This window comes from Arenibacter catalasegens (assembly GCF_002909235.1).
Taxonomy (GTDB): domain Bacteria; phylum Bacteroidota; class Bacteroidia; order Flavobacteriales; family Flavobacteriaceae; genus Arenibacter; species Arenibacter catalasegens.
The window spans coordinates 332,041-349,185 of record NZ_PHQQ01000002.1; the positions used below are offsets into that span (position 1 = coordinate 332,041).

13 protein-coding genes and 1 tRNA gene are annotated in these 17,145 nt (G+C 39.9%); 10 read left to right on the top strand and 4 right to left on the bottom strand.

The window, feature by feature from the left end; genetic code table 11:
* Positions 1-36: 36 nt before the first annotated feature.
* Entirely contained in the window at positions 37-1,311 is a 1,275-nt protein-coding gene (locus CWD90_RS03335) for a UDP-N-acetylmuramoyl-tripeptide--D-alanyl-D-alanine ligase (protein WP_103474502.1), read from the top strand.
* Between the two features lie 27 nt (positions 1,312-1,338).
* Here CWD90_RS03335 and CWD90_RS03340 read toward each other — a convergent pair.
* Positions 1,339-1,413: transfer RNA gene (locus CWD90_RS03340), tRNA-Val, on the bottom strand.
* 236 nt (positions 1,414-1,649) lie between these two features.
* Here CWD90_RS03340 and CWD90_RS03345 point away from each other — a divergent pair.
* The 7 genes from CWD90_RS03345 (at position 1,650) to CWD90_RS03370 (ending at position 9,254) form a co-directional block, all read left to right on the top strand.
* Complete coding sequence (locus CWD90_RS03345; RefSeq protein WP_103474503.1) at positions 1,650-2,885, top strand: alkaline phosphatase family protein; 1,236 nt, start codon at positions 1,650-1,652, stop codon at positions 2,883-2,885.
* Positions 2,886-3,195: 310 nt separating this feature from the next.
* A complete protein-coding gene (locus CWD90_RS22960; protein WP_157941149.1) occupies positions 3,196-3,369 on the top strand; it encodes a hypothetical protein in 174 nt (57 codons plus the stop codon).
* 500 nt (positions 3,370-3,869) lie between these two features.
* Positions 3,870-5,072: a Gfo/Idh/MocA family protein gene (locus tag CWD90_RS03350; protein WP_103474504.1), complete on the top strand. Its 1,203-nt coding sequence runs from the start codon at positions 3,870-3,872 to the stop codon at positions 5,070-5,072.
* Positions 5,073-5,238: 166 nt separating this feature from the next.
* Positions 5,239-6,024: an SDR family NAD(P)-dependent oxidoreductase gene (locus tag CWD90_RS03355; RefSeq protein WP_103474505.1), complete on the top strand. Its 786-nt coding sequence runs from the start codon at positions 5,239-5,241 to the stop codon at positions 6,022-6,024.
* A 50-nt stretch (positions 6,025-6,074) separates the two neighbouring features.
* The gene (locus CWD90_RS03360) at positions 6,075-6,869 is read left to right on the top strand and encodes a sugar isomerase domain-containing protein (RefSeq protein WP_103474506.1); all 795 of its coding nucleotides are present in this window, start codon (positions 6,075-6,077) and stop codon (positions 6,867-6,869) included.
* Positions 6,870-6,929: 60 nt separating this feature from the next.
* Complete coding sequence (locus CWD90_RS03365; RefSeq protein ID WP_103474507.1) at positions 6,930-8,291, top strand: FAD-dependent oxidoreductase; 1,362 nt, start codon at positions 6,930-6,932, stop codon at positions 8,289-8,291.
* A 3-nt stretch (positions 8,292-8,294) separates the two neighbouring features.
* Positions 8,295-9,254: a phosphotriesterase family protein gene (locus tag CWD90_RS03370; RefSeq protein WP_103474508.1), complete on the top strand. Its 960-nt coding sequence runs from the start codon at positions 8,295-8,297 to the stop codon at positions 9,252-9,254.
* 94 nt (positions 9,255-9,348) lie between these two features.
* Here the strand turns inward: CWD90_RS03370 and CWD90_RS03375 are convergent, their stop codons facing one another.
* Positions 9,349-10,059, bottom strand: coding sequence for a GntR family transcriptional regulator (locus CWD90_RS03375; protein WP_103474509.1), 711 nt, complete (start codon positions 10,057-10,059; stop codon positions 9,349-9,351).
* A 456-nt stretch (positions 10,060-10,515) separates the two neighbouring features.
* Here CWD90_RS03375 and CWD90_RS03380 point away from each other — a divergent pair, with 456 nt between their 5' ends.
* Both CWD90_RS03380 and CWD90_RS03385 read left to right on the top strand, forming a co-directional pair.
* Positions 10,516-13,434: a PVC-type heme-binding CxxCH protein gene (locus tag CWD90_RS03380; protein ID WP_103474510.1), complete on the top strand. Its 2,919-nt coding sequence runs from the start codon at positions 10,516-10,518 to the stop codon at positions 13,432-13,434.
* Between the two features lie 28 nt (positions 13,435-13,462).
* Positions 13,463-14,329: a sugar phosphate isomerase/epimerase family protein gene (locus CWD90_RS03385; protein ID WP_205161194.1), complete on the top strand. Its 867-nt coding sequence runs from the start codon at positions 13,463-13,465 to the stop codon at positions 14,327-14,329.
* A 332-nt stretch (positions 14,330-14,661) separates the two neighbouring features.
* On the opposite strand, the gene CWD90_RS03390 is transcribed toward CWD90_RS03385, so the two are convergent.
* Both CWD90_RS03390 and CWD90_RS03395 read right to left on the bottom strand, forming a co-directional pair.
* Positions 14,662-16,791, bottom strand: coding sequence for a sulfatase-like hydrolase/transferase (locus CWD90_RS03390; RefSeq protein ID WP_103474511.1), 2,130 nt, complete (start codon positions 16,789-16,791; stop codon positions 14,662-14,664).
* Positions 16,792-16,942: 151 nt separating this feature from the next.
* A complete protein-coding gene (locus tag CWD90_RS03395) occupies positions 16,943-17,134 on the bottom strand; it encodes a hypothetical protein (protein WP_103474512.1) in 192 nt (63 codons plus the stop codon).
* Between the last annotated feature and the right edge of the window lie 11 nt (positions 17,135-17,145).

Here is a 17,145-nt window from a genome sequence, read left to right on the forward strand (position 1 = left end):
CCTTTGTAAAAAGGGCTTTTTTTATATCTTAGATTTATGACAGTAGAGCAAATACACCAACTTTTTTTAAAGTTCCCACAGGTTTGTACCGACACTAGAAAAATTAGTAAGAATTGTTTCTTTTTCGCGCTAAAGGGTGATAATTTCAATGGAAATGAGTACGCAGCGGAAGCTTTAAAAAAGGGTGCTGCATACGCTGTTATAGATGAAGGGAAAACTGCCGGTAATGCCAATCTAATATTAGTTAAGGATGTACTTACAACACTCCAAAATTTAGCTCAATTTCATAGAAATTATTGCAAAGCAAAGGTAATTGGTCTAACTGGGAGTAATGGTAAAACAACTACAAAAGAACTCATTACCAATGTGCTTTCAAAAAAATATAAAACTATTGCAACTAAGGGCAATCTAAACAATCACATAGGCGTTCCATTAACCCTACTTTCAATAGCTCCTGATACCGAAATAGCTATTGTGGAAATGGGAGCAAATCACCCTAAGGAAATAGATTTCCTCTGCCAATTGGCAATGCCAGATTACGGATATATCACCAATTTTGGAAAGGCACATTTAGAGGGATTTGGTAGCGAGGAAGGAGTTATTAAAGCCAAGAGCGAGCTATACGACTATCTTACTAGCCATGATAAATCGATTTTCTTTAATGCAGATGATCCAATTCAAAAAAACAAACTAGGTTCTGTAGTAAAAAAATTCGGGTATAGTCAGGATGACACCCAATTCTTTAACATAAAGCTTATTGGTGCCGATCCATTTGTTCAGATAGCAGTTGACAATACCAATATTTCGACTCAACTTGTAGGTCGCTATAATTTCACCAATTGCTGTGCAGCTATTTTAATAGGGAAATATTTTAATGTGGACATTGTTAAAATCAAAGACGGATTAGAAAATTATGCACCACAAAACAATCGTTCCCAAATAATTAATAAAAATGGGCATCATATAATATTGGATGCCTATAATGCCAATCCTACAAGTATGACTGCTGCACTAGAAAGTTTTCAGCAATTAAAGGCCGACCATAAAATTATTTTTTTAGGGGATATGTTCGAACTTGGGAAAACCGCAGAAAAAGAACATCAAGATATTTCCGATCTAGCCATGGAAATGAAATTTGACCAAGTGTATTTAATAGGGGAGAACTTTTTTAAAACAAAAAGTAACCTAAACAAATACAAATCTTTTGAACAGCTAATGGAATTACTTCAAAATAATACTTTGGACCACGCCACGATACTTATTAAGGGGTCCAGAGGCATGGCCTTGGAAAGGATACTCGATTTCTTATAGCCAATTAAGATCGAGGTGTTTTTTTTGTGGGACATACTGGATTCGAACCAGTGACCTCTGCCCTGTCAAGGCAGCGCTCTAAACCAACTGAGCTAATACCCCATTACTGTAATTACAGAAAATAGTGCGCCAAAATTACACCAATTTTAAGAGTTTAAAACAACCTTATGCAATATTTTTCCAAAATTAAATTTATTATAGGATCCAAATAGGCATAATTATTTCTTCAACCATAGAGAAATAGAAAAACTTTTAAGACTGAGCCCCCAATAGAAAATAAATAAAATTAAATTTATACCGCACATATTAAATTTAATGAACAAGAAAAAGCCGAACCCTTGAAATATTCCATTGTAATTCTTCTATTCAGTTTTATTTATAGCCATGCCCTCTTTGGACAGCATCAAAATTCAAAAATAGTATTTGTTATTGTAGATGGCATTTCCGCAGACGTCATAGAAAAATTAGACACACCTAATTTGGATGCAATTGCCAAGGTGGGCGGGTATACCCGTGCCTATGTTGGAGGCATAAAGGACGGCTATTCAGAAACGCCTACTATCTCAGCAGTGGGTTACAATAGTTTGTTGACCGGCACCTGGGCCAATAAACACAATGTATGGGGCAACAGTATTAAAGATCCCAATTATAATTATTGGACTGTTTTTAGATATGCAAAAGAACATAAGCCCGAATTGAAAACAGCCATTTTCTCGACTTGGTTGGACAATAGAACAAAACTCGTCGGAGAGAGCCTACCGCAAACCGATCACCTACTCTTAAATTATCATTATGATGGCTTTGAATTGGACACCCTAAACTTTCCCCATGACGAAGACCGACAGTACATTCATAAAATTGATGAAAAAGTAGTTAATGAGGCCGCTAGATACATCAAGGACCAAAGTCCGGATATTTCATGGGTGTACCTCGAATATACGGATGATATGGGACACCGATATGGAGACAGCGAGCAATTTCATAACGCCATAAGCATTATGGACCAACAAATAGGGCGACTATCGGAAGCTATGGAATATAGACAAAACAACTATAGCGAGGATTGGCAAATATTCATCACTACTGATCATGGGAGAGACAAAGAAACAGGCAAGGGACATGGTGGGCAAACAGAACGGGAGCGTTCCACATGGATCGTAACCAATTCTCCCGATGTAAACGATTACTTTAGGAAAGGTACACCTGGTATAGTAGATATTTTGCCTGCCATGATTAGAAGTTTGGGAATTTCACCAAAGCGCGATCGAGTTTTCGAAATAGATGGGGTATCCATTACAGGACCGATTTCTATAAGCGATTTAAAGGCAACCCTCCAAGAAAAAGAGTTAACCCTTAGCTGGAAAAGCTACAACAGCAATGAAAAACTGAAAGTTTATCTAAGTACCCGAAACGGTTTTAAAAATGGTATTAACGACCGTTATAAATTAGTCCAAAAAGTAAAGGCCAGTAGCAATAGGACACAAATTAATTTAGGCAAATACTCCTCCAAATTTTATAAAATAGTAATCGAGGGAAAGCACAATTCGTCCAATACTTGGATTATTTTGGAATAAGGCTTCTTATCTGCTTAGGCATACACCCCAAACATAAAAATAGATCACTTCCCGATTGAACAACCATTTACTTTTAAGCAGATTGTGCAGAAAATCTTACCAACTATACAATTCCCGTTCAAGGGATTACATATACTTACTATCTTCCGTAAGAATTAGAATGGATCTCTAGTTTTCCAATTAAAATATAAAAGCACTTTCGGTTTTTAAACCGTCCATTTTAGTGTAATTATATAACTGATTGTAATAATTATATAACATAGAGCTTCCCCTGTTTTCGACATTTGTATAACCTTAAAAAATAATTATCATGTCACAGATCATAAGCATTATACTCATACTGAATCTTTGCTTTGCAGGAGGAACTATTTTAGTAATTCTACATGGAATGTTTTTTTCAAAAAGGATCCATACGATAGACCTGGATTCCATTTACGATTTGGAAAACAGAAAAAACAATGAGGGGCCAAAGAATCAATTTTAAACTTTTACTCCTTCACGGCATAGCACATTATAACGATATGGGCTACTATTTAATGATTTCCCAAAAGCCGTAGATAGTAGTCTATATCACCATCTGCCATTCTTGTTATTTTTATTATCCTTGCCTTAACAATTTAATATTTTCAAAATCGATTTTGAGTTCTGGGAATTCACTCATTTCTTCAAGCCATGCATCCCCTATCCTAATTCTAATTATACCGTGATTAAATGCCACATATACGGTCTTTAATTAAATGGGTAATTTATCCATTCAAAAGGCCTCGATTCTCAAAACTTCAATTTGATCATGTGGTACAAACCAAACTTCTTTCTTTTAAAACTTGTACGTACAAGTAAAATTATTATATTTACTTAATCACGTTTTAAAACTTGTTTACTAACTTCTTCTAGATAATAGGAATTACTTGGTGAAAAAATGTCAATTGAAAATACGCACCTAGAAACAGACCATAGAGCTCGATAAAAACAAAAAGCACCTATATGAAAATTGCCATGCTAGGCTCTGGCTTCATTGCCCGATTTTATGCCGAATCGCTACATTCACAAAGACGAAAAGATCATTTGGTGATGGTCTTCTCACGAAATAAGGAAAACGCCAAACGGTTTTCAGACGATTATAACCTACCGCACTACACTACCTCAATGGTAGAAGCTATTACACATCCTGAGGTTGAGGTGGTTCTTATATCCCTACCCAATCATCTACATGAAGCAGCTGTACGCGAATGTGCCAAATTTAAAAAACATGTCATCTGCACAAAACCTTTAGGACGTACGGCCGAGGAAGCCAAACGCATGTTGGACTTCGTAGAGGAAGCTGGCATTTTTGGAGGATATCTGGAAGATTTATGCTATACCCCAAAATTCCTTAAATCCATGGAAAGTATACGGCGTGGTGACATTGGTAAAGTACTTTGGACAAAATCAAGGGAAACGCACCCTGGGCCACATAGTGATTGGTTCTGGGACAAGGAAAAATCTGGAGGAGGCGCTATTATCGACTTAGGTTGCCATTGTGTGGAAATTAGTCGAAATTTTATTGGTAAAAATATAAAACCCTTGGAAGTCATGTGCTGGGCGGACACCCAAGTACATCCCATAGATGCCGAAGACCATGCCATTGGACTCGTAAAATATGCCAACGGTGCCATTGGGCAATTTGAAGTAAGCTGGACGTTCCGTGGTGGAATGGATCTCCGGGACGAGGTCATGGGCACAGAAGGCACCATTTGGATCAATAGCTTTTTACGGACCGGCTTTGAAATGTTCACCACAGGAAAAGGAGGTGATGGCTATGTTGCCGAAAAGGCAGAATCCAATTCCGGCTGGCTATTTCCCGTTGGAGACGAATCGCACGAACTTGGTTATCCCCATATGTTTACCGATATGTTTACTGCTATAGAAGAAAAAAGACAGCCTCTTGAAACATTCTATGATGGTTATGTCGTGAATGCCATTCTCGATGCGGCTTTCAAATCTGCAGATACCAAACAATGGGAGCCCGTTATTTTAAAGGATTGGCGGGGTGATGAACCTGAAGAAATCGAAAAAAAATGGAATTCCTTTGATGATGACCACTATTTAATAAAGGAAGAAGTGTTACCCAACGGGGACACTAAAGCGATATTAAAACATAAACAAACAGGTGTAGTTACGCAAAAAGTAACCCACGGCAAAAGATAAAATCATATTGCCCAAGTCGGTAATAAGTAACTTTTGCTCCAATCATTATCGGAGTAATTAGACCTACTATAAGGTAGAGAATACTTTAAAAATAAAACATAAATGTACTACGTGGCGTACATGCCCTTTACGAAAAAAGCATCTATGGATTACCTTACAAAGTACTATGGATTTTAAAAACAGCACTTATATAATAATGGGCGGCACAACCGGAATGGGACTGGCCGCTGCCATCGCCTTAAAGGCAAAAGGCGCCAACCTAATGGTAGTTGGAAGAAACTCCGAAAATTGCCAAAAAGCGGAGGAAATCCTAGGTATGGGCAGCATTAGCATGGATGGTGACGCCACCAACCCAGAGACCATTAAAACAGCCATTAAAATAACACATAAGACCTTTGGATACATTAGTGGACTATTTCACGTTGCCGGTGGAAGTGGTCGAAAATGGGGTGATGGAGCATTGGATCAACTAACATTGGAAGGCTGGAACAAAACCATGGAACTAAACCTGACTTCCCTAATGTTGTCCAATCAGGCCATAATAAATTATTTCCTTGAACATAAAAAATCGGGAACCGTTTTAAATATGGGGTCAGTGTTGGGCTACTCCCCTTCCCCTAAATATTTCACCACCCATGCCTATGCCGCGGCCAAATCAGCCATATTAGGTTTTTCTAAATCGATTGCAGCCTATTATGCAGAGCACAATATCAGAATAAACGTTATTGCCCCAAGTCTGTTTGTTACCCCTATGGCCCAAAGGGCAATAAAAGATGATAAAATTTTAGAATTCCTCAAAACCAAACAACCCTTGGACGGAGGGCGCCCCGGGGTTTCGGAGGACATCAACAACGCCGTATTAATGTTCTTACATCCAGATTCTAAATTCATCACCGGACAAGTTTTAGCTGTAGATGGAGGCTGGAGCATTAGCGAAGGGCAGTATGGTTAAAATACATTTGACAGGACTTCAATTAAAGAATACAAAAGCATAATTTAAAAATGAGCGTAACAAAAGAGTATCTAGCAAAGGGTAAAGAAATTATCTCCGTTATAGCGGAACAGGAATCGAAGATTCAAGAAGTTGCCCAAATTTTTGCCCAATCCATTTTAGATGGACGAATGGTGCACCTTTTTGGATCTGGCCACAGCCGAATGATGGTGGAAGAAATGTGGCCACGATATGGGTCCTTTCCTGGCTTCAACCCTATAGTAGAACTTTCTTTATCCTTTCATAATTTGGTGGTCGGTGCCAATGGGCAGCGTCAAGCCATGTTTCTTGAGAATGTATCCGGCTTGGCCGCACGAATTCTACGTAATTTTGACACTAGTCCGCAGGACACCGCCTTGGTTATATCCTCTAGTGGGTGCAATGTGGTTCCTATTGAAATGGCAGAAGAATTTCAAAAAAGGAATATAAAGGTAGTAGCCTTGGTAAGTAAACTGCATCTGGAAGGTAGTACCTCAAAAAAATCGGATGGTAGAAAATTAACAGATTTTGCAGATATTGTATTGGATACAGGAGCACCTCTGGGCGATGCCATGATATATTTAGAGGGCTTGGACTCTCCCGTTGCACCTGGTTCTACCTTAGGCGGGGTTATGCTTATAAATTGTATCAAAGCGGAGGTCGCCAAAATATTACATGAGAATGGAAAATCGCCTAAAGTATTGAGCAGTGGTAAAATTGTAGGTGAAAAACGCGCCGTCGACCTTTTCGAATCGGCTTATGACGAACACGCCCATTTGATAGCAAAATTATATCAAAATATAGGGAACAAATCCAGTGAAATTTAATAGCGCAGCACCTATATGCTATGTTATTATTCCCTTTTTGGATTTTAACTAATAATCATCATGAACTTTTCTCCCGTAATTTCTAAATCGTTTCACACAGACATCCTCATTATTGGGAGCGGTAGCGCAGGTTCTACCGCAGCCATTGCCGCATCGAAAGGAAAACACAAAGTTACATTAGTGGAGCGTTATGGTTTTCCAGGTGGCACCTCAACCCAGATGCTGGATACCTTTTACGGTTTTTTCACTCCATCAGAATCTCCAAAAAAAATTGCAGGTGGCATCCCCGACACAATAGTGAATACCTTAAACCAATCCGGTGATATTTTCCTAAGGCCCAATACCTATGGTGCCGGTACAGGTGTTAATTACAACCCGGAAAAGCTAAAACTCGTTTGGGACCATCTTTTACAACAAAATGGGGTTCAAATTTACTATCATTCAACATTAGTGGGAGTGGAAAAGGCGGGAGAAACATCCACTTGCATTTTTTTCCATAAAGGAATTGGCTTTTTTTCCATAACAGCAAAAAGGGTTATAGACGCATCGGGTGACGCGGATTATTGTCATTGGGCAGGTATCCCTTATGAACGTGCCGGCGAAAAAGAATCAGCCCAAAGTATGACCACTACCTTCCGTATGGCCAATGTAGAACTGAAAGAATACGAGGCTGCAGGAGGAAAAAAAATGTTGAAAGAGAAGATGGCAGAAGCTTATGAAAAAGAAACTTATGGCCTTCCCCGCAAGGAAGGTTCCGCACATGAAATGTGCCAGCCCAAATGCATTTCTACTGTGGCCGTAAAAGTGGTAGATCTAGACCCTTTGGATTTAGAAGGCATTACCAAGGCCGAAATAGAAGGTCGCCGGCAATCCTTTATTTTTGAAGATTTTTTCAGAGCGGAAGTTCCTGGATATCAAAATGCCAAGATCATAGGGCTTTCCCATCAAATTGGAGTAAGGGAGACACGACGGGTATTCGGCGAATATCGCCTTACAAAAGAAGACTGTATAAACGCCAAGACCTTCGATGATCAAATTTTTCTTTGCGGCGCCCCGATAGAAGACCATCGCAAATCGGACAAGGGAGATTCGGAAACTTTTTGGCAATATGTACCCAAAGGAGGAGCTTATGGGGTTCCCTACGGTACAATTGTACCCAAAGAGAGTCAAAATACTTGGGTCGTTGGCCGTTGCTTCTCGGCCACCCATGATGCCCATGCTTCTTGCCGATCAATGGCACAGACCATGAGTATGGGGCAGGCAGCCGGTCTGGCTGCCAAGATCTCTTTGGATACCGATCAAAATGCAAAAAATATCGATTTTAATAAACTACAGGATGCTTTGATAGCAGTTGGTGCAATTTTAGAAATGCCTGATAAAGTAGCGGATACATCCCGAAACGGATGGGAAAATAATAAATAAGATATGTCTCAAGAATTCTTTAGAACTGTTTTGGGCGACAAGCCAACTTCAGAAATGGGTTTGACCTATTCCCATGAGCATATTATCATAGAAGATAGTTATGTAACCGCCGCACACCCAGAATTTTTATTGAACGATGTAGATAAAATTTCAAAGGAGCTAAAAAATTTTTATAAGGAGGGAGGTAGAACCGTTGTAGATACCATGCCCGCCAATTGTGGTCGTAATATATTGAAATCTGTAAAGGTAAGTCGGTTGAGTGGGGTAAATATCATTGTGCCCACAGGAATCCATTTGGAGATTTATTATCCCAAAAATCATTGGAGATTTAGCTATACAGAAGATCAATTGTCTCAACTTTTTATCGCGGATATTGAAAACGGCATTGATCAATTTGATTATTCCGGACCTAATGTATTGAGGACTGAATATAGAGCAGGACTTATAAAATTGGCTACAGGAAATAACCCTATTGACAAGCATCAAGAAAAAATTTTCAGGGCAGTGGTCAATGCTCATTTGGAAACAGGAGCCCCAATTTTAACACATACCAATTTTGGAAATCAGGCCTTGGAACAAGCCAAACTGTTTAAAAAATTGGGAGCAAACCTAGAACATGTGGTATTGTCCCATGTAGATCGAGCAAAAGAAATCAACTACAACAAAGCCGTACTCGATATAGGAGTTCGAGTGGAATACGACAGTGCCTTTCGCTGGAAAGAAAACGAACCCAACTATACCTTAAAACTCTTGGAACACCTTCTTCCCGAATATCCCGATCAAATTACCTTAGGAATGGATATGGCCAAAAATGCCTATTGGAAAAGTTACGGAGGTGGCCCAGGATTAAATTATCTTATCGAAACTATCCCCACATTCCTAAAATCCAAAGGACTGGAAGTCCATTACAAGAAATTATTTTTTGACAATCCCAAAAGATTATATGCCTTTTCCAAATCCTAATCCCATGCGTTGACCGGCAATTGATTATCCAATGGATTGGATCGTTAGCATCTAAAATAAGGTTCTAACCAATTGAAAACACAAAACCCTTGTGTTACAGAAAGTAACTATTTCTTATGGGATATTCAGCGGTATTACAATACAAATCCCCATAAAGGTTCAAATTAGGCCTACTGGTCCTAAACCTAATGGAGATATGAAGAATTGGGACACCAACCTCCACCCCTAATTTGTCTGCTATTTCCTTGGTAGCGGCTATCGACCTTAATTCTTGTTCCGCCCCCATTATCTCTATTAAGTATTCTTGACTAAGGGTTTTAAAAAAAGAACCCTCTACAAATTCATCTGACTTAATGGGCTCCAAAGCGTTCAAGGCATACCAATTATTCTCCAAGACCACTGGTTTGTCTTCTATGTAGCGTACTCTTTGAAAATAAACGCATTGTGAACTTCTTTCATCTTCGGATAAAGGAAAAACTATAACTGGATCCCATTCCACTATTTTAGGCTCTTCCGTCACCTTGGTCTTTACATTATAATCCGTGGAACCCGAAAAACCTTTGACAGACAATAGTCCTAAATATTTACCCCGCTCCAGGACCTTACTGCCCTTACCGTGTTCCTTCTCTATAAAACCCTCCTTCAATAATTCGTCCAAGGCTTTTCTAACCGTTGTCCTAGTAGTGCTGAACTGCACACAAAATTCATTTTCCGAAGGCAAATAACTATCGGGCGGATACTTTTGTGTTTGTATCCTTTTTTTTATATACTCCTGAATCTGATGGTATTTCTTTATCTTTTTCACTTTTCAATATACTGGTATTCTAATCCTAAAATTTATTATCCCTCAGCCACTTTACAAGAGCAACGTAAATGAAGTCCTCTTCATATAAACCGCAAAGATTGTACAGACAAGTTAATTATTGAGAGAATTTTGATTTGTACTCACTACAAAAATAAACTATCCCCAGCTTGTTTCCTAACTCATTGACCCAACCATCATAACACCATAAACGATAAATCATTTCCCGAGCTTTAAACAAACATATATAATGTTGATTTTTAGATTTTTACAATAAAAACAAATTATCTGGCCCACGGAGACGACTTCAACACATCTCTATCACTTGGCGCAATTATAAAAACCAACCCCAACCATATTAAACTAAGAATGGCCATCTCAATTTTTCACGGAAAATGTCCTGTAATTTGAAATTAAATTTTAACTTGTATGCACATGTTAAAATAATCAATTTTCCATATGGGATTTATAAAGGGAATTAAAGTCAAATTATTATCTCTAGGTATTTCCACCGCCATGGTCTGTTCCTTTACAGGGTGCACAGATCCTAGAAATGCGAACTACACAACCCCTGAACTTAATTTCCAAACTAATATTGACAATGATTTTAGTGTGCCAGAAGGATGGCAAGTGAGCTTATGGGCAGAATCCCCTTCCTTATATAATCCGACAAATATGGATGTAGACGAAAAGGGAAGAATTTGGGTTACCGAAGCTGTTAATTATAGGGATTTTAATAACGACCCAAAACACCACCTAAATTTCGACCAAGGAGATCGGGTAATGATTCTAGAAGATACAGATGGGGATGGGATAAGCGACACCTCCAAAGTATTTGTCCAGGATAAAGACCTAGTGGCCCCCTTGGGCATAGCAGTGGTTGGAAACAAGGTGTTCGTGTCCTGTGCACCCACCTTATTTGTCTACACCGACGAAAATGGGGATGACGTGCCCGACAAAAAAGAAGCTTTTCTTACTGGGTTTGGCGGCTTCGACCATGATCACAGCCTACATTCGCTCGTCGTAGGTCCAGACGGAAAATGGTATTTCAATACTGGAAATGCCGGACCCCACGGTGTAACCGATAAAGCCGGTTGGGAACTCCGTTCTGGAAGCGTCTATACTGGGGGAACTCCATACAACGATAAAAATGAGCCCGCACAGGTCAGTGATGATGGCCGCATTTGGGTTGGCGGTCTCGCCCTGAGAATGAACAATGACGGTACCGGCCTAGAAGTTGTTGGCCACAATTTTAGAAACTCCTACGAGGTGGCGTTGGATTCTTATGGTAATATGTGGCAAAACGACAATGATGACCAAGTAGTGACCTGTAGGGTAAGTTGGCTTATGGAAGGTGGCAACGCTGGTTATTTTAATGCTAACGGCAAACGCACCTGGCAGGCGGACCGCAAACCGGACCAGGACATTTTTTCTGCCCACTGGCACCAGGAAGATCCAGGTGTTATGCCCGCTGGGGATAATTCAGGAGCAGGTTCTCCAACCGGGGTAGTCGTCTATGAAGGAGACGCCTTTGGTCCAGAATATAGGGGCATGCTCTTAAGTGCCGATGCCGGGCGCAATGTTATATTTGCGTACCAACCTTCACCCCAAGGCGCTGGATTTGACCTAAATAGGCGCGATTTAATTACCTCAACACAGGAATCTACCGAAGGTTATGTTTGGAACGATATTGATGAGGATAAACGCAAGTGGTTCCGACCCAGTGATGTAGCCGTTGGAACAGATGGCGCCATTTACGTAGCCGATTGGTACGATCCAGTGGTAGGTGGTCACCAGATGAAAGACACCTTGGGCTACGGCCGAATCTATAGAATTAGCCCTAAAGGAAAAGTACTTAAAACCCCGAAAATAGATCTGACCACTACCGAAGGCCAGATCTCGGCCCTCCTCAATCCCGCAATTAATGTAAGAAGCCAAGGCTATGAAAAATTATTAGAGCAAGGTGAACAAGTCTTGGACGAGATTAAAAAAATATTGGATTCAGACAATCCCTATCACCAATCACGGGCTATCTGGCTGTTGTCCAATCTTGGATCCAAAGGAAAAGTGATTGTAAAAAACATATTGAAAAATGAAGCGGACCCACGATTAAGGCTAGTAGCTTACCGTGCCTTGAAAGATGATTCTGAATCCTTTTTAGATTTTGCTTCTATTGCGGTCCACGATCCTTCACCACAAGTAAGAAGGGAAGTCGCTATTTCCTTGCGCGACAAGTCTTGGAAGGATAGTGGCCAATTGATCAAGGAATTATTTAACGGCTATGATGGCAACGATGCATGGTATCTGGAAGCATTGGGAATGGCTGCGGACGGAAAGGAAGAAATGATCTATCAAGAAATTCTTAATGACCAACCCCAAGACCCATCCAAATGGTCAGATGCCTTTGCGTCACTTGTTTGGCGTATTCATCCAAAATCGGCCATTAATGCCTTAAAAGACAGGACCATTGCGGAGGGCTTATCCACTGAACTTAAGATTCAAGCTGTAGATGCCCTTGCCTTTATTAATGATCGGGATGCAGTAGCTGCCATGTTCGACATTCAAAAATCAAGCTCTGACAATACTGTAAAGGAAATGGCCCAATGGTGGCTAAATTTCAGAAAGAGCAACGACTGGCATGCCCTATGGGACTGGCAAGCAGAAAGCGGTGAAGGCTATGGTATTCCTGATGAAATTGCAGGTTTACAAGAAACCCTTTTGAACAAAGAAGCGACCATAGCGAAAAGAATCAACGCAGGAAAAGAAATGGCCGGGAGTTTGATCGGAGGTCGGCTGTTGATAAATCTAGCCGCTATGGATAAACTTCCAAGTGAAATAATCAATGGAATTTCCGAAGACATTTTCAACAACCCTACCTTGGAAATTCGAACTTTGGCCAGTGAGCATTTTTCAAAACCCGGGGGGAAGCAATTTTCTATACCTGCACTCTTAAAATTAAAGGAAGATACTGCAAAAGGTGAAAATGTTTTCCTCTCAAAATGCATAAGCTGTCATAAAAACGGAACTACAGGTAACGACATTGGGCCAGATCTATCTTCGATAGGAGAAAAATTCGACCAAACAGCTTTGTTGGATGCCATTATTAATCCCAACGCTTCCATCGTATTTGGTTACGAACCAGTTATGATAAAAACAATAAGTGGTCAGGCCCTGTACGGTTTTCTGCTCTCAGAGGGAGAAACTACTGTCCTAAAGGACATGACCGGAAAACAGATGGTTATAGCGGCTGACGACATTGAAAGCAAAGAGAAAATGAAAATGGGCATCATGCCAAATGCAATATCCCTAGGTCTTACGGAACAAGATTTAGCCGATCTTTCCGCCTACCTATTAACGCTTAAAAATAGCAATCTATAGACATTAGATCCATTTAAAAAATGTGTTTATGAGCAATTCAATAACAAGAAGGGATGTATTAAAATCCTCAGTTGGAATATTCGGTTTAAGTATTTTAGGTGCGTATGAAGTTTTTGCCAGGGACAATGAACGGCGATTTAAGATTGGAGCCTGCGATTGGTCCATTCAAAAAATGTCGGAAGTAGAGGCTATAAAAGTTGGCAAAAAAATCGGATTGGATGGTGTTCAGATCAGCTTGGGGAATCTGGGCAACAATATGCATTTAAGACATGAAAGGATTCAACAACAATATAAAAATGCCTGCTCCGAATACGGAATTGAAATTGGAGGAATTGCCATTGGCGAAATGAACAACATTCCATATAAATCGGACCCACGAGCAGAGCAATGGGTTTCAGATAGTATAGATGTTGCCAAAAAGATGGGCGTGGGAGTAGTATTATTGGCTTTCTTTCACAAGGGAGACCTCAAGCACGATTTGGAAGGCACCCAAGAAACGATTCGCAGACTTAAAAAAGTATCGGAAAAGGCGGAAGACAAGGGTATAATCCTAGGCATTGAATCCTGGCTAAGCGCGGAAGAACATATGGAAATTATTGACGCAGTTGGTTCTCCCAACGTACAAGTATATTACGACGTGGCCAATTCCAACAAAATGGGATACAATATCTATGAGGAAATCCGATGGTTGGGCAAAAAAAATATCTGTGAATTCCACGCCAAGGAGAATGGGTATTTATTGGGACAAGGCAAGGTAGATTTTAAAGAAGTGAAAAAAGCCATAGATGATATAAACTATGAAGGATGGATACAGATTGAAGGTGCCGTTCCGGAAAATGCTGATATGTATGATAGTTATGTTCTGAACAATAAATATATTAGGTCCGTTTTTTAAACTTAGGTTTATATACGTACATCATATTAAACCAACTTTTTGCTATTCTGTATGTACCGTCCAAAATACCTACATACCATGGCACTATGGACATAGAAATACTAGAAGTACTTAGAATCGGTTAATGTAATTGCTTGTTAGATTTCTCCAGTGATCCATTAATTGATATGACACAAAAACTTTAAGGATTAATAAACTTGTTTATCCTTTGCTTGGTAAATATTCGGGCTTTCCTGTGCTACCAAGGAAAAGGCAAACAACAATAAGGAAGATAATGGTAATCTATTTTTCATAGGAAAAGACTTTTAGGTTAATTATTACCTATTTGTTTTTTACTTGGTGAAATATACATTTTCCGGGACTTTGGATTTCGAAAAAGATGGACCCTCCCAGCTCAATTCCAAAGAGTCATCACCCTTGGAATCACTACCGCAATAAATTTTAATAGGATGATAACCTGCTTTTAGGGTAATTCTCCCTTCTCTGGTTGTACCAGCCTCATATCCATAATCGGCATCAATCACACTTGCCTCGTGAATTTTTAAAAAGCCTTTAGTTCCGGACTTCATAGAAAAAGTATATTCCCCATCCTCGGGAATATTAATATATCCCTCAAAAAGCAACAACTCCTCTTTATTCAACTTTATTCCTGAAAAATCAAGGGAAGTAACCTTACCCATTGCAGTAGCCGGTAATGAATTTAATTGCGGTAACCAAGGAGCTGGGTTTTCGTAGGCCTTCCAACTGAGTCCGTTGGTTAATCCGTCCACGGAACTTGCGGTAATGGCTGCATTGTCATATGGTCTTTGGGCAGTTGCATTGGGCATGCGTACCTGCAGTACTCTATCTTTAAAAGTTTGCTGCAACTCCTTCATATAAACATTACCTGCTAAATTATTAGTCTGTTGGGTATCGCTGATAACATTGTATATTTCAAAATCATCATCGGCATTTTTAATATCATAACGGAGTCCGACCAAGTCACCTATCCTCATCATTTGCATTTCTTTCCTTAGTCTTTCGCGGTTACTGGGTGCAAATTCGTCGTAATTAGGGGTTTTCTGTCCTTGAAAATATTCCACGTAAATTGAACTTTCCTGTTGTTCACCTTTACCTGTCAAGGCAGGCAACAAGGAAACCCCATCAGTATTTGCAGGTGCTGGAGTACCGGCAGCAGCAGTAAACGTTGGCAACCAGTCATAAGATATAGAAGGTGATTTAACCACGTGGCCAGCCTTAATTTGGGCGGGCCATTTGGCTATAGTAGGTATTCGTTCGCCTCCTTCCAGAAGATCTCTTTTAATTCCGTCAAAGGGCCCAAAACTGTTAAAAAAATTAGCTTCATAAGGCTCTTTTTCTAGATAGGATTCAATGGATGGCCCATTGTCAGAACTAAATACCACCAAGGTGTTTTGATCGATATTTAGATCGGATAATAGCTTTAAAATATCACCTACTTGATCATCGATTCTCCGGGTAGTCGTGGCAAATCGCTTATAGACATTAGGCCAAGCCACTTCAGGTGTAGCTTCATTATTATCATGATCATAGGTAGCCTTGCTATAGTCTGGATGTACCCAGGAATCTATGGTTCCAGATGCTGTATTTATCATTTGACCAGGTTTCCCGGTCCACTGTACACCTCCATTTAATCCTCCCCCATCGGGATAGGCTTGGGTAGGCAGTTCCAAAACGGCATGTGGGGTATCAAAGGCCAAATACATAAAGAAGGGTTGCTTAGGTCCTTGTTCCTTTGTTTGGTCCACAATCCATTTCTTGGCTACGGCAGTCCATAGATCTCCGGTGTAACATTTATCCAAATCCTTACTTACTTCTATCTTATTCTCATAGACTTCCTTTGCACCCCTATAAAGGCCTTCTTTGGGATAATGCTCATGACCATCCCTGTGACGCATATAGCCATAATAATAATCGAACCCACGGTTTACGGGATGCGCAGGCCAGCTATCTCCATCCTCTGACCATTTACTGGACCCCATCAATCCCCATTTTCCAATGGCGGCAGTGGTATAGCCCAATTTCTGAAGTACGTTGCCCGTTGTGTGGTTATCTGCCAAGGCCTTGTCGAATTGATTATTCCTAACATTGGCATGACCTTGACTTAAGCCAGACAGAAGTGAAGCCCTTGAAGGTGCACAAACGGGTGCAGCGGCATAATGATGGGGCATTAAGGCACCTTCAGAAGCCATTTTGTCCAAGTGTGGGGTTAACACCCAAGGCTCACTACGGTTGTTGACCTTCTGCCTTTGATTTTGAAAAAACGAGCCCACATCACCGTAACCCAAATCATCTGTTAGTATATAAATAATATTGGGCCGTTCACCATCCACGGTCGGTGGCGCTACTTGGGCGTATGGATTGTTCCAACAAAGACAACCAAGTAAGAGCAATAGAGGTGAAAAACATGAGGAGTAAAGATTACTTATTTTAAAATTTGACATTATTTAATGTATATTATGTTGAGGTTATTTAAATTTTAGTTTTAGCAGTAAATCATCCTTATTAATTCTTGACTATACTTCCCAAAAAAATCAATATTATTCAGCAATAAAATTGAGGGATTATAAATTAACACCTGTTCCTTGTAAGGAGTTATCGTGACCCCAAGATCACCCTATTCCCATATACCCCTAGGTCATCCGTTCCATAATCATCGGCTACAAAAAGAATAATATTAGGCCTGGATATCGCCGTCTTTTTGGTCTCTGTAGTTTCACTTTTATCAGCACAGTCCTGAAACAACAATCCCATAATGATGATATTAATGGCTGGCCTAAAATTCATTATAACGTTAT